This is a genomic window from Streptomyces sp. NBC_00984 (genome assembly GCF_045162475.1).
Taxonomy (GTDB): domain Bacteria; phylum Actinomycetota; class Actinomycetes; order Streptomycetales; family Streptomycetaceae; genus Streptomyces.
Genome location: NZ_CP108734.1, coordinates 6,235,247 through 6,250,961 on the forward strand (window position 1 = coordinate 6,235,247; position 15,715 = coordinate 6,250,961).

Annotated in this window: 16 protein-coding genes; 5 read left to right on the forward strand and 11 right to left on the reverse strand. The window is 71.1% G+C overall.

Annotated elements, in window-relative coordinates:
- Window positions 1-98: 98 nt before the first annotated feature.
- Window positions 99-695 (reverse strand): TetR/AcrR family transcriptional regulator, encoded by a 597-nt coding sequence (locus OG520_RS27850; RefSeq protein WP_406015005.1) that lies wholly within the window; start codon window positions 693-695, stop codon window positions 99-101.
- Between the two features lie 152 nt (window positions 696-847).
- Between OG520_RS27850 and OG520_RS27855 the strand changes: the two genes are divergently transcribed.
- Entirely contained in the window at window positions 848-3,319 is a 2,472-nt protein-coding gene (locus OG520_RS27855; protein ID WP_406015006.1) for a glycoside hydrolase family 3 protein, read from the forward strand.
- A 48-nt stretch (window positions 3,320-3,367) separates the two neighbouring features.
- Here OG520_RS27855 and OG520_RS27860 read toward each other — a convergent pair whose 3' ends face one another.
- Entirely contained in the window at window positions 3,368-4,366 is a 999-nt protein-coding gene (locus OG520_RS27860; protein ID WP_406015007.1) for an aldose epimerase family protein, read from the reverse strand.
- Window positions 4,367-4,377: 11 nt separating this feature from the next.
- Window positions 4,378-5,286 carry an SGNH/GDSL hydrolase family protein gene (locus OG520_RS27865; protein ID WP_406015008.1) on the reverse strand — a complete coding sequence of 303 codons (909 nt, stop codon included), beginning with the start codon at window positions 5,284-5,286 and terminating at the stop codon, window positions 4,378-4,380.
- Between the two features lie 351 nt (window positions 5,287-5,637).
- Here OG520_RS27865 and OG520_RS27870 point away from each other — a divergent pair, with 351 nt between their 5' ends.
- Window positions 5,638-6,132: a DUF3145 domain-containing protein gene (locus OG520_RS27870; RefSeq protein WP_356477923.1), complete on the forward strand. Its 495-nt coding sequence runs from the start codon at window positions 5,638-5,640 to the stop codon at window positions 6,130-6,132.
- A 177-nt stretch (window positions 6,133-6,309) separates the two neighbouring features.
- On the opposite strand, the gene fabF is transcribed toward OG520_RS27870, so the two are convergent.
- The 5 genes from fabF to OG520_RS27895 all read right to left on the reverse strand — a co-directional run bounded on the left by fabF (window position 6,310) and on the right by OG520_RS27895 (window position 11,181).
- A complete protein-coding gene (fabF, locus tag OG520_RS27875; RefSeq protein WP_399326454.1) occupies window positions 6,310-7,572 on the reverse strand; it encodes a beta-ketoacyl-ACP synthase II in 1,263 nt (420 codons plus the stop codon).
- Between the two features lie 77 nt (window positions 7,573-7,649).
- A complete protein-coding gene (locus tag OG520_RS27880; RefSeq protein ID WP_014045780.1) occupies window positions 7,650-7,898 on the reverse strand; it encodes an acyl carrier protein in 249 nt (82 codons plus the stop codon).
- Window positions 7,899-7,962: 64 nt separating this feature from the next.
- Window positions 7,963-8,964, reverse strand: coding sequence for a ketoacyl-ACP synthase III (locus tag OG520_RS27885; RefSeq protein WP_399326451.1), 1,002 nt, complete (start codon window positions 8,962-8,964; stop codon window positions 7,963-7,965).
- Between the two features lie 13 nt (window positions 8,965-8,977).
- The gene (locus OG520_RS27890; protein ID WP_266425871.1) at window positions 8,978-9,892 is read right to left on the reverse strand and encodes an ACP S-malonyltransferase; all 915 of its coding nucleotides are present in this window, start codon (window positions 9,890-9,892) and stop codon (window positions 8,978-8,980) included.
- An 89-nt stretch (window positions 9,893-9,981) separates the two neighbouring features.
- Window positions 9,982-11,181, reverse strand: coding sequence for a CdaR family transcriptional regulator (locus tag OG520_RS27895; RefSeq protein WP_266419586.1), 1,200 nt, complete (start codon window positions 11,179-11,181; stop codon window positions 9,982-9,984).
- A gap of 116 nt (window positions 11,182-11,297) precedes the next feature.
- Here OG520_RS27895 and OG520_RS27900 point away from each other — a divergent pair, with 116 nt between their 5' ends.
- Window positions 11,298-11,954 (forward strand): pirin family protein, encoded by a 657-nt coding sequence (locus tag OG520_RS27900; RefSeq protein WP_406015009.1) that lies wholly within the window; start codon window positions 11,298-11,300, stop codon window positions 11,952-11,954.
- Between the two features lie 52 nt (window positions 11,955-12,006).
- Here OG520_RS27900 and OG520_RS27905 read toward each other — a convergent pair whose 3' ends face one another.
- Window positions 12,007-12,597 (reverse strand): GNAT family N-acetyltransferase, encoded by a 591-nt coding sequence (locus OG520_RS27905; RefSeq protein WP_406015010.1) that lies wholly within the window; start codon window positions 12,595-12,597, stop codon window positions 12,007-12,009.
- 189 nt (window positions 12,598-12,786) lie between these two features.
- Between OG520_RS27905 and OG520_RS27910 the strand changes: the two genes are divergently transcribed.
- A complete protein-coding gene (locus OG520_RS27910; RefSeq protein WP_406015011.1) occupies window positions 12,787-14,052 on the forward strand; it encodes a DUF4157 domain-containing protein in 1,266 nt (421 codons plus the stop codon).
- A 68-nt stretch (window positions 14,053-14,120) separates the two neighbouring features.
- Here OG520_RS27910 and OG520_RS27915 read toward each other — a convergent pair whose 3' ends face one another.
- Complete coding sequence (locus OG520_RS27915; RefSeq protein WP_406015012.1) at window positions 14,121-14,387, reverse strand: DUF397 domain-containing protein; 267 nt, start codon at window positions 14,385-14,387, stop codon at window positions 14,121-14,123.
- The gene (locus OG520_RS27920) at window positions 14,347-15,195 is read right to left on the reverse strand and encodes a helix-turn-helix transcriptional regulator (RefSeq protein WP_406015013.1); all 849 of its coding nucleotides are present in this window, start codon (window positions 15,193-15,195) and stop codon (window positions 14,347-14,349) included. The genes OG520_RS27915 and OG520_RS27920 overlap by 41 nt, the downstream gene beginning before the upstream one ends.
- A gap of 85 nt (window positions 15,196-15,280) precedes the next feature.
- Here OG520_RS27920 and OG520_RS27925 point away from each other — a divergent pair, with 85 nt between their 5' ends.
- Window positions 15,281-15,715 (forward strand): ATP-binding protein, encoded by a 435-nt coding sequence (locus OG520_RS27925; protein ID WP_406015014.1) that lies wholly within the window; start codon window positions 15,281-15,283, stop codon window positions 15,713-15,715.

Consider the following 15,715-nt stretch of genomic DNA (forward strand, 5'->3'; position numbering starts at 1 on the left):
GAGGGCTGCCCTGCGCCCGGACGCGCGTAGACCGCCCCGAAATCACCCGCAGGTGGCGTTCATTGATCATTGTTCTACTTGCGTCGCCGCAGGCCATGTCATGATTGCGGGTTCTCCGCAGTCCCGGGTCCCGGCGGCTGCAACAGCGCCAGGAAATCCCCGAACGCCGCGGGCATGTCCACCGAATCCGGGTCCAGCAGCCACTGGTACTGGAGCCCGTCCAACACCGCCACGAGCAGCGGCGCCGCGCGCTCCGGAGTCAGCCCGCCCGGCAGTCGTTCGCCGTACTCCGCGCGCAGTATCGTCGCCATGCTCGACCGGACCTGGGTGTAGCGGCGCGTGAAGAACTCCCGCGCGGGATGTCCCTCCGTCACGCTCTCGCCGAGCAGGGCCGAGAACGTCTGGACGATGCCGGGCCGCATCGCGTTGTACTCCACGAGCGAGGCCAGCAGCTCGATCCGCCAGACGCCGTCGCTCCGGGTGGAGCCGCCGGTGTCCCACTGGTCGCGCTCCGCCAGCACGGCGACGAGCAGCGCCTCCTTGGTCGGGAAGTAGTGCAGGAGCCCCTGCTGGCTGAGGCCGACCCGCTCGGCGACCGCGCTCAGCGAGGCGCCGCGGTAGCCGCGCTCGGCGATCACTTCGAGCGTGGCCCGGACGATCTCCGCCCGCCGCTCCGTACTCCTGGCCCGCACCATCGCCCCGGCCCCTTTCGGCGCTCCATCGGTCCTGCACTGGGGACCGTACGCCATCCCCGAATATCACGGAGTGATAACGAAACCTACTGCTCTACCTGTGGTGGGGTCAATATGGAGGCATTCATTCCAGGTTCCGACGAGGAGGTACGGCCGTGGCAGGCGCGTCCACACCCACCAACCCCGATGCGGCCCGCGAGGCCGCGGTCGACGCGGCGCTCGCCGCACTCGGGCTCGACGACAAGGCGCGGCTGCTGGCCGGCCAGGACATGTGGTCGCTGCCCGCGCTCCCCGCCGTCGGGCTGCGCTCACTGGTGATGTCCGACGGGCCGATCGGGGTCCGGGGCGTCGCCTGGAGCGCCGACGACCCGTCCGTCGCCCTGCCCTCGCCCACCGCGCTGGCCGCGACCTGGGACCCGGCCCTGGCCCGCCGGGCCGGCCGGCTGCTGGCCCAGGAGGCCCACCGCAAGGGGGTGCACGTCCTCCTCGCCCCGACCGTGAACCTCCACCGGTCCCCGCTCGGCGGGCGCCACTTCGAGACGTACAGCGAGGACCCGTACCTCACCGGCGAGATCGGCACCGGCTATGTGCTCGGCGTCCAGGACGGCGGGGTCGGCACGACCGTCAAGCACTTCGTCGCCAACGACGCCGAGACCGACCGCTTCACCGTCGACAACATCGTCGCCCCGCGCACCCTGCGCGAGATCTACCTCGCCCCGTTCGAACGGATCGTCAAGAACGCCCACCCGTGGGGCATCATGGCCGCCTACAACCAGGTCAACGGCTCCACCATGACCGAGCACCGCTACCTGCAGAACGCGGTGCTGCGCGGCGAATGGGGCTTCGACGGCTACATCGTCTCCGACTGGCTGGCCGCCCGCTCCACCGTCGCCGCCGTCAACGGCGGACTCGACGTCGCGATGCCCGGCCCCAAGACCGTCTACGGCAAGGCGCTCGCCGACGCCGTGCGGGCCGGTGAGGTCGAGGAGTCCGTCGTCGACGGCGCCGTACGCAACGTGCTGCGGCTGGCCGCCCGCGTCGGCATCCTGGACGGCGCACCCCCCGTCGTCGATGAGGCGGGCCGCCCCGATGCCGTCGACGGCGACGCCCTGGCCCGCGAGATCGCCCGCCGCTCCTTCGTGCTCGTACGCAACGAACGCGCCGCCCTCCCCATCGACCCGGCGGCCGTCCGCAGGGTCGCGGTCAGCGGGGCGCTCGCCCGGGACGCCCGGGTCCTCGGCGGCGGCTCCGCCCAGGTCTTCCCGCACCACGTCGTCAGCCCGCTCGACGGACTCTTCGCCGCCCTCCCCGAGGGCGTCGTCGACTTCCGTGTCGGCGCCGACCCCAACACCGAACTCACCCCCGCCGAGAAGGGCTTCGAGCTCAGGGCCGTCTGCTACGACGAGGCCGGCACCGTCATCGGCTCCGCACCGCTGCGGGGCGGCACCCTCCAGTGGATCGGCGACGACTTCCCCGAGGGAGTCACCCGCGCGACGCTGCACAGCGTCGAGATCACCGGCACCTTCGTCCCGCGCGACAGCGGCGAGCACGTCTTCGGCACCCGCGGCACCGGGGCGCTCACCCTCACCGTCGCGGGCGAGACCCTGTACGACGGGATCCACCGCGTCACCGGCTCCGACGACCCCGGCGAGGCCTTCTTCGGCAACCCGCTGGAGCGCGGCCGGATCACGCTCACCGCGGGCGAACCCGTCCAGGTCTCGCTGCGGCAGGTCCCCGAGACCCTGGGCGACGACGCGCCGATCCCCGGCGTCTCGTTCGCCTTCTGCCACCTCGGCCCGCGCCGCGACCCGCAGGAGCTGATCGCCGAGGCCGTCGAGGCGGCCAGCGCCGCGGACACCGCGATCGTCGTCGTCGGCACCACCGAACGCGTCGAGTCCGAGGGCTTCGACCGCACCGACCTCAGGCTCCCCGGCCACCAGGACGACCTCGTCCGGGCCGTCGCCGCCGCCAACCCGGACACCGTCGTGATCGTCAACTCCGGCTCCCCGGTGGAGCTCCCGTGGCGCGACGAGGTCGCGGCCGTGCTGCTCGGCTGGTTCCCCGGCCAGGAGGCCGGCCACGCCCTCGCGGACGTCCTGCTCGGCGCGGGGGAACCGGGCGGGCGCCTCCCCACCACCTGGCCGGCCGCGCTCGCCGACGTCCCGGTCTCGAACACCGCCCCCACCGACGGCGAACTCCACTACGACGAGGGCGTCTTCGTCGGCTACCGGGCCTGGGAGAAGGCCGGCACCGCGCCCGCGTACCCCTTCGGCCACGGACTCGGCTACACCAGCTGGGAGTACGAGAGCCTGACGGCCGGCCCGGACTCCGCCACCGTCCGCGTCCGCAACACCGGCACCCGGCCGGGCGCCGAGACCGTCCAGATCTACCTCGCGCCCCGCGACGACACCGCCGAACGCCCGGTCCGCTGGCTGGCCGGTTTCGCCCGCGTCGAGGCGGCGCCCGGCGAGAGCGCCGAGACGGTGATCGCGCTGGAGCGGCGCGGGTACGAGATCTGGGACGAGGAGGCGTACGACTGGGTCCTGGTCCCCGGCACGTACGAGGTGCAGGCGGCCCGCTCGCTCGGTGACGTACGCCTGACGGCGACCGTGGACATCGAGCGGTAGCGGCCGGACGGCGGGGGGCGGGAGCGGTCCCGTCCCCCTGCCGTGCCGTCAGCGCACCGTGAATCCGTACACGGTCGTCGAGACGAACTCCTCGCCCGGCCGCAGCACCGTGCTCGGGAACGCCGGCCGGTTCGGGGAGTCGGGGAAGTGCTGGGTCTCCAGGGCGATCCCGGCGCACGGGCCGAACGGCCGCCCGTCGAAGTGGTCCGCCGTGTACAGCTGGAGCCCCGGCTCCGTCGTGGTCACGGTCAGCACGCGCCCCGAGGCCGCGTCGTACAGCTCGGCCGCCGGGCCCGATCCCGCCCCGTCCAGCACGAAGTTGTGGTCGTAGCCCGCGCCGACCGGCCCCGGCTCACGGAAGTCGAACCGGGTCCCGTCCACCGGCAGGAACTCGCCCGTGGGCAGCGACTCGGCGTCCGCCGGAGTGATCCGCCCGGCCGCGATCCGCAGCACCTGCCCGAGCGCGCTCCCGCTGTCGTCGCCCGCGAGGTTCCAGTACGTGTGATTCGTCAGGTTCAGCACCGTCGGCGCGTCGGTCGTCGCCCGGTACGCGATCCGCAGCGCCCCGCCCTCGTCCAGGGTGTAGGCCGCCGACACCGCGAGACGGCCCGGGAAGCCCTCCTCGCCGTCCTCGGAGACCAGCGAGAGCTCGACACCGTCCGCCACCTCCCGCGCCCGCCACACGCGCTTGTCGAAGCCCCGGGCCCCGCCGTGCACCTGGTTGCGCCCCTCGTTCCGCGTCAACCGGTGCGTATGCCCGTCCAGCTCGAACCGGGCACCGCCGATCCGGTTCGCGTACCGCCCGACCAGCGCGCCGAAGTACGGGCCGGAGAACGTCTCGTACCCGGCGAGGTCCGGCAGCCCGAGCGCGACACCCGCCCGCACCCCGTCCCGGTCCGGCACCTCGACCGACTGCACGATGCCGCCGTACGTCAGCACGCGCACGCGCGTACCGTTCCGTTCCAGCGTCCAGCGGCGCACGGGGGTGCCGTCCGCGAGGGTGCCGAAGTCTTCCGTGTGTATCGCCGTTCCCGAGCCAGTGACCATGATCACGGACCTTACGCCGGAGGCCGGGCGGCGGTGACATTGCGGTACGCGATCTCCGCCAGCCTCGCCTGCCCGTCGCGCCCCGGATGGAACCAGTCCCACTGGCTGAGCTGCCTGCCGGTGAACGGGTAGTCGAAGACCGCCCCGCCGTCGTAACGGCAGCGCAGGTCCTTCGCACAGACCTCCCGGAGCACCTCGTTGTACGCCACGACCCGGTCCTGCACCGATGCGCGCCGGGCCGCCGCCTGCGCCCCCATGTCGTCCGCGTCGCCCAGCATCGACCGACAGATCCCCAGCTTCCAGATCTGCTTGCCCAGCGCGTTGCCGCGCCCCGTCGACCAGAGCCGCTTGAGATCCGGCACGCTCGACACGTACACCTGCGCCTTGGGCGCCCCGGCCCGCAGCTGACGCATCGACGCCTCGAACGACGCGCGGAAATCAGCCACCGGCGTCATGTACCGCGCGGAGTCCCGGCAGGCGTCATTGGCGCCGATCATCACCGTCACCAGATCGGGTTTCTCTTTCGCGGCGAGCGCCATCTGCTCCGGCAGCTGCGCGACCCTGGCCCCCGTCTCGGCGTGGTTCCAGCTGTGCGAGGCGGCCACCGCCTCACCGAGCAGCCGCACGGCGAGGCTGCGCACCCCGCTGTCCGTGCCGGTCGCCCAGGACACCTCCGGGCAGTCCGCCAGCACCGAACAGGCGTCGAAACCGCGGGTGATGGAGTCGCCGACGGCGGCCACCGAACCCGGCTCGCGGTCCCAGACCGGGCCGGGCCGGGCGGACGGCTGGGCCGCCGCCCCCTTCGTCGTCCCCTCCTGGCCGGAGTCGCACCCGGTCAGAGCGGCCGTGCCGAGCAGTGAGACCGCCGCCAGGACAGCGGCCGCGGTACGCGAACGGTGGCGGGCGGAACGATCCTGCATCCCTTGGTCCCCTCGGTTATGCCCCCGGCAACCCCTGGTGGCACCGGTCGGAAGGCCCGGCCGCCCCGGCGGGTGAAAGCTGAGCGAATGATGGGCCCGGGACCGACCGTACGTCACACCTGGGACCCCGCCGCGCGGTAGCTTTTCCTCGTCGAACCAGCGGCGCTTTCCACCCGCCCGGCTCCACTCGGGTGGCTTTCGGGAAATCACATCACGTCACATACTTCCCCTTTTCAGGAGTTTCACCCCGATGCTGTTTACTGATGACAACCTCGGGATCCGGCCGAGAAGAGACGGTACGGGTGCGAGGCCGCTGGGGAAGGCGAACTTCGTCCCACACTGGAGGTCCCGGTGACGACACGTGGAGTTCTGTACGTTCACTCCGCACCGCGCGCGCTCTGCCCCCATGTCGAGTGGGCGGTGGGCGGTGTCCTCGGTGTGCGGGTCCAACTGGACTGGATCAGACAGCCTGCCGCGCCCGGCACCTGGCGGTCCGAGTTCTCCTGGCAGGCCCGCCCCGGCACGGCGTCCAAGCTGGCCTCCGCGCTGCGGGGCTGGGACCTGCTGCGCTTCGAGGTGACGGCGGAGCCGAGCCCCACGTCGGAGGGCGAGCGCTACAGCTCCACGCCCGGCCTCGGCATCTTCCACGCCGTCACCGGCATGCACGGCGACATCCTGGTGCCCGAGGACCGGCTGCGGGCGGCGCTGGCCCGCTCGGTGCGGGGCGAGACCGACCTGGAGGCCGAGATCGCCAAACTGCTCGGCAAGCCGTGGGACGACGAGCTGGAGTCCTTCCGCCACGCGGGCGAGGGCGCGCCGGTGCGGTGGCTGCACCAGGTGGTGTGACCTTCGCGAATCGGGGGCGCTGCCCCCGTATCCCCGCTCCTCAACCGCCGGAGGGGCTTGATTTTGCCGGGGCGGAGCCCCGGCTCGGGAAGCGGCGGAACGCCCCGTGTGACGGACGATGCCGCCTCCCCACGCAGGGGAAGGCGGCATCGTCGTACCGGAATCGCGGACCGCAGGTCAGACGCTACGGAACGCCAGCACCACGTTGTGCCCGCCGAATCCGAACGAGTTGTTGATCGCGGCGATGGAACCCTCCGGCAGCGGCCGGGGCGCATCGCGCACGATGTCCGCCTCCACGGCCTCGTCGAGGTGCTCCACGTTGATCGTCGGCGGAGCCATCCGGTGGTGCAGCGCCAGGACCGTCGCGACGGTCTCGATGCCGCCCGCGCCGCCCAGGAGATGACCGGTCATCGACTTCGTCGCGGAGATCGCGACATGGTCGAGGTCGTCGCCCAGGACCTTGCGCAGAGCCTTCAGCTCCGCGACGTCGCCCTGCGGCGTCGACGTGGCGTGCGCGTTGAGGTGCACGACCTCGGACGCCTTGAGGTCCGTCTGGTCCAGCAGGTTCTGCATCGCGGCGGCGATGCCGCGCCCGGTCGGCTCCGGCTGCGCGATGTGGTGGGCGTCCGCGGACAGGCCCTGGCCCAGCACCTCGCAGTAGATCTTGGCGCCACGCGAGGCGGCGTGCTCCGCGGACTCCAGGACGACGACCCCGGCGCCCTCGCCGAGGACGAAGCCGTCCCGGCGGGTGTCGTACGGACGGGAGGCCTTCTCGGGCTCCTCGTTGTTCTTGGACATCGCCATCATGTTGGCGAACGCGGCGATCGGCAGCGGGTGGATCGCCGCCTCGGTGCCACCGGCGAGGACCACATCGGCGCGGCCGGTGCGGATCATCTCGACGGCGTAGCCGATCGCCTCGGCGCCCGAGGCACAGGCGGAGACCGGGGTGTGGACACCGGCCTGGGCGTTGACCTCCAGGCCGACGTTGGCCGCCGGGCCGTTGGGCATGAGCATGGGCACGGTGTGCGGGGAGACGCGGCGTACGCCCTTCTCCTTGAGCACGTCGTACTGGTCGAGCAGGGTGATCACGCCACCGATACCGGAGGCGATGACCGAGCCCAGCCGCTCGGGCTGGATCTTCTCGTCCTCGCCGGCCTTGCCGGTGAAACCGGCGTCCGCCCAGGCCTCACGGGCCGCGATCAGCGCGAACTGCGCCGAGCGGTCCAGCTTGCGGGCGAGCGGGCGGGGCAGGACGTCGCCCGGGTCGACGGCCGCGAGGGCGGCGATCCGGACGGGCAGTTCGGCGAAACGTTCGCCCTCGAGAGGCTTGACGCCGGAACGACCGGCCATCAGACCTTCCCAGGTCGACGCCGTGTCGCCACCCAGCGGAGTGGTTGCGCCGATACCGGTGACGACCACGGTGCGATTGGTCGAGTTCACTGGAAAATCTTCTCCACGTGTAGAGGGTCGTGAATCAGCGGCGCCACCGCCGGGTGGCGACACAGGAGCAGGCCTGATCAGCCCTGGTGCTTGAGGATGTAGTCGGCAGCGTCGCCGACGGTCTTGAGGTTCTTGACGTCCTCGTCGGGGATCTTCACGTCGAAGCGCTCCTCGGCGGCGACGACGACCTCGACCATGGACAGCGAGTCGACGTCCAGGTCGTCGGTGAAGGACTTGTCCAGCTGGACGTCCTCGACCGGGATCCCGGCGATCTCGTTGACGATCTCGGCGAGACCGGTGACGATCTCTTCCTGAGTGGCGGCCATGTTGGCGCTCCTTCGGTGTTTATCTGCAGGGTTCGGACGTCCGGGCCTAAAAGGCCTGGTGTGCCTAGGGGAGGGTAACGACCGTCGCGGCGTAGACGAGACCCGCCCCGAAGCCGATGACGAGCGCGGTGTCGCCGCTCTTCGCCTGACCGGTCGCCAGAAGCCGCTCCATAGCGAGCGGAATCGAGGCGGCGGAGGTGTTGCCGGTGGTCTCCACGTCGCGCGCGACGATGACGTTCTCCGGCAGCTTCAGGGTCTTCACCATCGAGTCGATGATCCGCATGTTTGCCTGGTGCGGAATGAAGACGTCCAGGTCTTCCGGGGCGATCCCGGCCGCGTCCAGCGCCTGCTGGGCGACCTTCGCCATCTCGAAGACGGCCCAGCGGAACACCGCCTGGCCCTCCTGCGTGATGGCCGGGAACTTCTCCGGGCGCTCGGCGTGGAACTCGTCCCACGCCACGGTCTGCTTGATGGTGTCGGACTTGTCGCCCTCGGAGCCCCAGACGGTCGGGCCTATGGCCGGCACCTTGGAGGGACCGACGACGACCGCACCGGCGCCGTCGCCGAAGAGGAAGGCCGTCGCGCGGTCCTCCTTGTCGGTGAGGTCGCTGAGCCGCTCCACGCCGATGACGAGCACGTACTCCGCCGAACCCTCGACGACCATGCCCTTGGCGAGGGTCAGCCCGTAGCCGAAGCCCGCGCAGCCGGCCGAGATGTCGAAGGCGGCGGGCTTGCCCGCGCCGACCAGGTGGGCGATCTCGGTCGCGATGGCCGGGGTCTGCTTGAAGTGCGAGACGGTGGAGACGATCACGGCGCCGATCTGATCGGGCCTGATGCCGGAGTCCGCGATGGCCTTGCCGGACGCCTCGACGGACATCGCGGCCACGGTCTCCTCCTCGGAGGCCCAGTGGCGGGTGGCGATACCGGAGCGCGAACGGATCCACTCGTCGGACGAGTCGATCGTCTCGAGGATCACCTCGTTGGGCACGACACGGGTCGGGCGGTAGCCGCCGACACCCATGATCCGTGCGTACGGGGCGCCCTGGCTGGGCTTGATCTTCGACATTCTCTCGGGCTCCTTAGGCGCCTGCGTGCTCGGAAATGAGCGCGCGGGCCGCGTCGAGGTCGTCGGGGGTCTTGAGCGCGAGTGTCCGGACACCGGGCAGCGCGCGCTTGGCGAGACCCGTGAGGGTGCCGCCGGGGCAGGCCTCGATGAGAGCCGTGACGCCCAGCTCCTTGAAGGTCTCCATGCACAGGTCCCAGCGGACCGGGTTGGCCACCTGGCCGACCAGCCGGGAGATGACCTCGTCGCCGGTGGCGACGGCCTTCCCGTCGGCGTTCGAGACATATGTCACGGCCGGATCGGCGGGCGTCAGCTCCGCGGCGGCCTCGCGCAGCCGGTCGACGGCGGGGGCCATGTGGCTCGTGTGGAAGGCACCGGCGACCTTGAGGGGCACCACGCGGCGCACGCCCTCGGGCTTGTCCTCGACCAGCGCGGCGATCTGCGCGGCGGTGCCCGCGGCGACGATCTGGCCGGCCCCGTTGACGTTCGCCGGGGTCAGCCCGAGCTTCTCCAGGTGCGCGACCGACACGTCCGGGTCCCCGCCCAGCAGCGCCGCCATGCCGGTCTCGGTGACCGCCGCGGCCTCGGCCATGGCGAGCCCACGGGTCCGTACGAGACGCAGCGCGGCCTCGTCGCCGATGACTCCGGCGAGGGCTGCGGCAGTGATCTCGCCAACGCTGTGACCTGCGACGACGTTCGGCGACGCGTCGAGCGCGGCGGCGGACAGCAGACCTGCGGCCACCAGCAGCGGCTGCGCCACCGAGGTGTCACGGATCTCATCCGCGTCGGCCTTGGTGCCGTAGTGGGTGAGGTCGAGCCCGATGGCGTCGGACCAGGCCGCGATGCGGTCGGAGGCACCGGGAAGGTCGAGCCAGGGAGTCAGGAAGCCGGGCGTCTGAGCGCCTTGGCCGGGAGCGACGAGTACGAGCACACTCACACTCTCTCTTGTGAACGGTCCGGAACACCCGTGGGGACAGGGACGAAGAACCGTATGGGGAATTGTTGATGTCCGACAAAAGTCTAGGACTGAGGATCTCTCGCGGCCAAGCGCCCCAGGATCAGGGCGATCCGCAGCGTGAACGCCGAACGAACGTCGGACGGTGACCATCCGGTGACGTCTGTCACACGTCGGAGCCGGTAGCGCACGGTGTTCGGGTGGACGAAGAGCATCCTGGCCGCGCCTTCCAGGCTGCTCGCCTGCTCCAGATACACACTCAGCGTTTCCAGGAGCGCGGAGCCCGCTTCTTCCAGCGGTCTGTAGATCTCCTCCACCAATTGGTCCCGCGCGGCGGGGTCGCCCGCCATCGCGCGCTCCGGCAGCAGATCGTCGGCGAGCACCGGCCGCGGGGCGTCCTGCCAGGCACCGCACGCCTTGAGTCCGGCGGCGGCGGCCTGCGCGGACCGGGTGGCCGCCAGCAGGTCGGGCACCACGGGTCCGGCGACGACGGGTCCCGCCGCGTACGGGCCGATCAGCGCCTTCGCGACATGCAGCGGGTTGTCGCTGCCGCCCGCGATGACGACCAGGCGGTTGCCGAGCACTCCGGTCAGCACCTGGAGCTTCGCGTGCCGGGCGGCCCGCCTGATCGCCTCCACGGTCAGCTCGCTGTCGCCGTCCGGGGCGGTGCCGAGCACCACGCAGACGTGCTCGGGGGAGTTCCAGCCGAGCGCCGCGGCGCGTGACACGGCGCCCTCGTCGGCCTCGCCGGACAGCACCGCGTTCACCACGAGCGATTCCAGCCGGGCGTCCCAGGCGCCGCGCGCCTCGGCGGCCTGCGCGTACACCTGGGCGGTCGCGAACGCGATCTCCCGGGCGTAGACGAGCAGCGCCTCGCGCAGCACCGACTCGTCGCCGGGCGCGGCGACCTCCTCGATCGCGGCCTCCATGACCTCGATCGTCGTACGCACCATCTCGACGGTCTGCCGCAGGGTGATCGCCCGGGTCAGCTCGCGCGGAGCCGTGCCGAACACATCGGTGGAGATGGCCTGCGGGGTCTCCGGATGCCGGAACCACTCGGTGAACGCCGCGATACCGGCCTGGGCCACCAGGCCGATCCAGGACCGGTTCTCCGGTGGCATCGCCCGGTACCACGGCAGCGACTCGTCCATGCGGGCAATCGCGTTCGCGGCGAGCCGGCCGGAGGACTGTTCCAGGCGTTTCAGGGTCGCGGCATGCAGGTGGGCGGCGTTCGCATCGGGATGCTCAGGATCGGGTCGGGGCACGGAGACAAGATTGCCTTATCGGACCACGGACACGGAGGGCCGGGGCGACCGCGGGTCGTACCGGCGGGTAGCGGCGCACGGGTCGCGGGGGTGCCGCGCCCGGCTACCGTGGGCAGGTGATTTCCGTACACCGCGCCGAAGACCGTTTCCTGGGCGGGGACCAGGACGCCGGCATCCTGTCCCGGCACGCCTTCTCCTTCGGCAGCTTCTACGACCCGGACAATCTGCGCTTCGGCGCGATCCTGGCCTGCAACGCGGAGCGGCTGGCGCCCGGCGCGGGTTTCGACGAACACCCCCACAGCCATACGGAGATCGTCACCTGGGTCGTCGAGGGCGAGCTGACCCACCGCGACTCCACCGGTCACGCCACGGTCGTACGGCCCGGCGACCTCCAGCACCTCGGTGCCGCCTCCGGCGTGCGCCATGTCGAACGCAACGACGGCGACGACCCGCTGACGTTCATTCAGATGTGGCTGGCCCCGCTCGAACCGGGCGGCGAACCCTCGTACGCGATCGTCCCCGGCATCGCCGACTCCACCCCGTACGCCCTCCCGGCGGCCGGTGCGATGCTGCATGTGCGCAGGCTGGGTGCGGGGGAGCGCGCGGCGGTGCCGGACGCGGCGCGGGTGTACGTCCATGTGGTGGCCGGGTCGGTGCGGCTCGGCGACGAGGAGCTGGAGCCGGGCGACTCGGTGCGGATCACCGGCGAGGAAGGGCTGGAGCTGGTGGCGGCCGGAACGGCCGAGGTGCTGATCTGGGAACTGTCGGCCTGACCTGGGCCCTGTCGTCAAACTGCCGTCCGCCGCGCGGCGTCTGGCACGCACGCTACCGGCCGTCGTCCCGGCGCCACATCGACCACATCGGCGGCCCGGACCGGAACGTCATCTCCTCGTGCACGGTGAAGCCGTGCCGCTGGTAGAAGGTGAGATTACGGCGGTTGCTGGACTCCAGGAAGACCGGCCGCCCGTCCGCGTCCGCCCGCTCCAGCAGCCCGCCGAGCACCCGCGCCCCGCGCCCCGTGCCGCGCGCGTCGGCGCGGGTGCCGATGTACTCGACGTACCAGTGCTCGGGACCGGCCGGATGGCGGTGCTCCATGGTGAGCAACCGTCCGGCGGTACGCGGGAGTTGAGCCCGTCCCGCACGCAGGAGCGGGCCCGCGCTGCGCAGCAGGTACGTCACCGGCAGCTTCCACTTCCCGGGCTCCGCCCACACCGCCGCGACCGTGCGCTCCGGGTCGGTCCACACCCGGCCGGCCGGGATCTGCTGGGCCAGGTGTGCGGTGAACAGCAGCCGCAGCCGCCGGTCCCGGTCGCGCGGCATCAGCCACGTCCAGACGGGGTCCTCGGCATAGGCACTGGCGAGCACGGAGGCGAGCGCGGGGACGTCGGCGGCGGTAGCGCGGACTATGTCGGCCATGGCCGAGGAGGGTAGCGGGTTCCCGGGCTGCCGGACCCCGTTTCGCACAGGATGAGTCGAGCGGTCGCGTCGGCCATGGGGTCTGTCCGGCGAGCCGGCCGATTCTGCCCTCGTGTACCTGGCCCGCACCGCGTGTTCCACGTAGTCATGGAGGGGATGAACCCTGTGCACCCCTCCGGAAGGCTTCTGATGCGCGCACGCGACTCCGACCGCGCCCTCGGCGGCGGCACCCACGATTCCGCTCGCGCGCGTACGCCGGAGAGGAGCCCGGACGCGAGGGGGTTCCCCGCACACACGCCGCTCGCCCTGCAGGGCACCCTGGGGAATGCCACAGTCGTCCAGCTGCTCCGGCAGGCGGGCCACCCCTGGGCACAGCACGAAGAGCAGCAGCACGAGGAGCACCAGCACGACGTACAGCGCTCCGCCGTCCACGACGTCCTGCGCACCGGCGGCAAACCCATGGGCGCCGGGCTCCGGGAGGAGATGGAGGCCCGTCTCGGCGCCGACTTCTCCGACGTACGCATTCACGACAACGGCGCCGCCCGCGCCTCGGCCGCCGAGGTCGGTGCCCGTGCCTACACGTCCGGCCACCACGTCGTCGTCGGCCACGGTGGAGGCGACAAACACACCCTCGCCCACGAGCTGACCCACGTCATCCAGCAGCGGCAGGGCGCTGTCTCCGGCACCGACAACGGCGCGGGCCTGCGGATTTCCGACCCCTCGGACACCTACGAACGGGCTGCGGAGCAGAACGCCCGCCGGGTCATGTCAGGACCGGTGCGGAGCCAGGCCCCCAGCGACCGGGAGACCCCCGGACCAGGCGTGTCCCCGACCACGGAGACACCGGTCCAGCGTGCCGGCGACTGGAAAAACAACCCGACCAAGAACGCCCTGTCCGATGCGAAGAAGGCCAACCCGGGCAATGCGCTCGTGCACACCTTGCACCACATCGTGCCCAAGTCGCTGCTCGAAAAATTCGCCGGTCTCCTCACCACGACCCAGCTGACCGACGTCGTGACGGCTCTGGCGCCGGTAGCCCCGACGGCGTTCACGACGAACAACAACCAGCTCACCTCCGTCTCCAAGGCGTTGAAGAACGTTCCGGCCAACTTCGCCCTCGGCCCCGAACCAGCGGTCAGGAGCGACGACCCGGGCAGCAGCGGACCGGACCTCAACTTCACCGAGGACGGTGCCATCACGCCCCGCTCCGAACAGCTGGATCATGTCTACGACTTCATCGACACGAAGGTCAGCGCCGGGGTGGCTGTCACGCAGGTGGAGTTGCAGAACGAATTCATCGATCCGTTGCGGCAGGCCTGCGTCGAGCACAACGCCGTGGTCGCCCGTCTTGGCCTCACCAACGGTGTGGGTCTCGACCCGAACCGGACGGCCTGGTCGGGTGACGCGGCCACGCGGTCCCAGCGCCGGACCCACATGATCGAACCGCTCGTGTGACGAAGGGGCCGGGGACGACGGCCAGTCGTCCCCGACCCCCTGGGTCGTACGGATGTGTCGCGGCGGTGTCAGACGAGCCCGTCCACGAAGGACCGCCAGGCGGCGGCCCCGATCATCAGGACCGGCCCGTCGGGGCTCTTGCTGTCGCGGACGGGCACGGAGCAGGGGAGGCCGTCGACCACTTCGAGGCACTCGCCGCCGGTGCTTCCGCTGAAACTGGACTTGCGCCATGCGGCACCGCCGGTGACGGTGCACTCGACGCATTCGCCGCCAGTGTTTCCGCTGTAACTGGACTTACGCCACCGCGCGCTCTTCAGGTCGCGACCGGTCTTCATAACGTTCCTCCATCACGCGGGTGATCAGTGCCGCCGATGCCTCAACGGAGAGAGCAGCAGCCTGCAAGTGAGCGTAACGGCGCGCGGCTTCCCTGATGGTGTCGGGGTTGGCGGTCATGTGCCCGGAGATGAGGTCCTCCGTGTAGACGATGTCCGGATCGTTGTCGAAGCGCATGGCAGTGAACGAGCCTGCCAGGCTGGCGTGCTCGCCTGCGCTGAACGGCAGCACCTGAACACGCATCCAGCGGTGCTCCGTGAACTCCAACAAGCGGGCCAGTTGCCTCCGCATGGTCTCGCGGCCACCGATCGGCCGCTGGAGTGCCGCCTCGTCGAGAATTGCCCAGGCCAGCGGCGGCTGCTCCCGTTCCAGGATGCGCTGGCGCTCCACGCGAGCTGCCACTTGCGCTTCAAGGTCGTCGGGCATGCCAGTGGCCAGCACGGCCCGCGCGTACTCCTCCGTCTGCAACAGCCCGTAGACCAACTGCGCCTGGTACGTGGAGATGTACGTCGCGCGGGCCTCCATGTCCGCGTACGGCTGGAACCACGTCGGCAGCTGGCTGCGCAGGACCAGACCGACGAGGCGGGAGAACACGCCGTCCGTACCGAGTGCCGCGTCCACGCGCTCGGAGAAGTCGCGGGTGGGCACCTTCTTCGTGGTCTCGATCTGGCCGATGAGGGAACCGGTGCAGAAGATGATGTCGCCGAGCTGACCTTGTTTGAGGCCGTGGGCCTCTCTCTGGCGGCGCAACTCCCAGCCGTAGTAGTCCAGTGGGGAAGCGCTCGGGTCGAGCGTATGGATGTTGGCCACGGCGGGGCACCTCCGGCGTTCAACGCCTCGCGGCGTTCGTTTCCGTACGTAGCCGAGCGTAACCAAACCGCTGCACGCTGGTGACATGAATCACGTAACTGCTCCGCCACCGGACAGCGTGGAACCGACCTATCACGCCGACTTCGCGGTGGGTGAGCACTCCGCACGGCATCTGCGCCGCATCCTGCACCTCTACCTCACCGGCTGGGAACTCCTCGACCTGGCCGACGCGGCGGAGCTGGCGCTGACCGAGCTGATCGCGAACGTGGTGCGGCACGTGCCCGGCCGTCGCTGCCAGACGTTCATCTTCCTGCTCCCGGCCGGGGGCGTGCGCGTCGAGGTCGCGGACGACTGTCCGGACGTGCCGAGGAGGGTCGTGGGGGACGAACTCGACGAGGGCGGGCGGGGGTTGCTGCTGGTCGCCGCTCTCACCGACAGATGGGGTGTCGAGCCGCGCCGGGACGGGCGCGGCAAGACGGTGTGGTTCGAGTGCCTGGCCGCGAAGGCGGCCGACGGATGA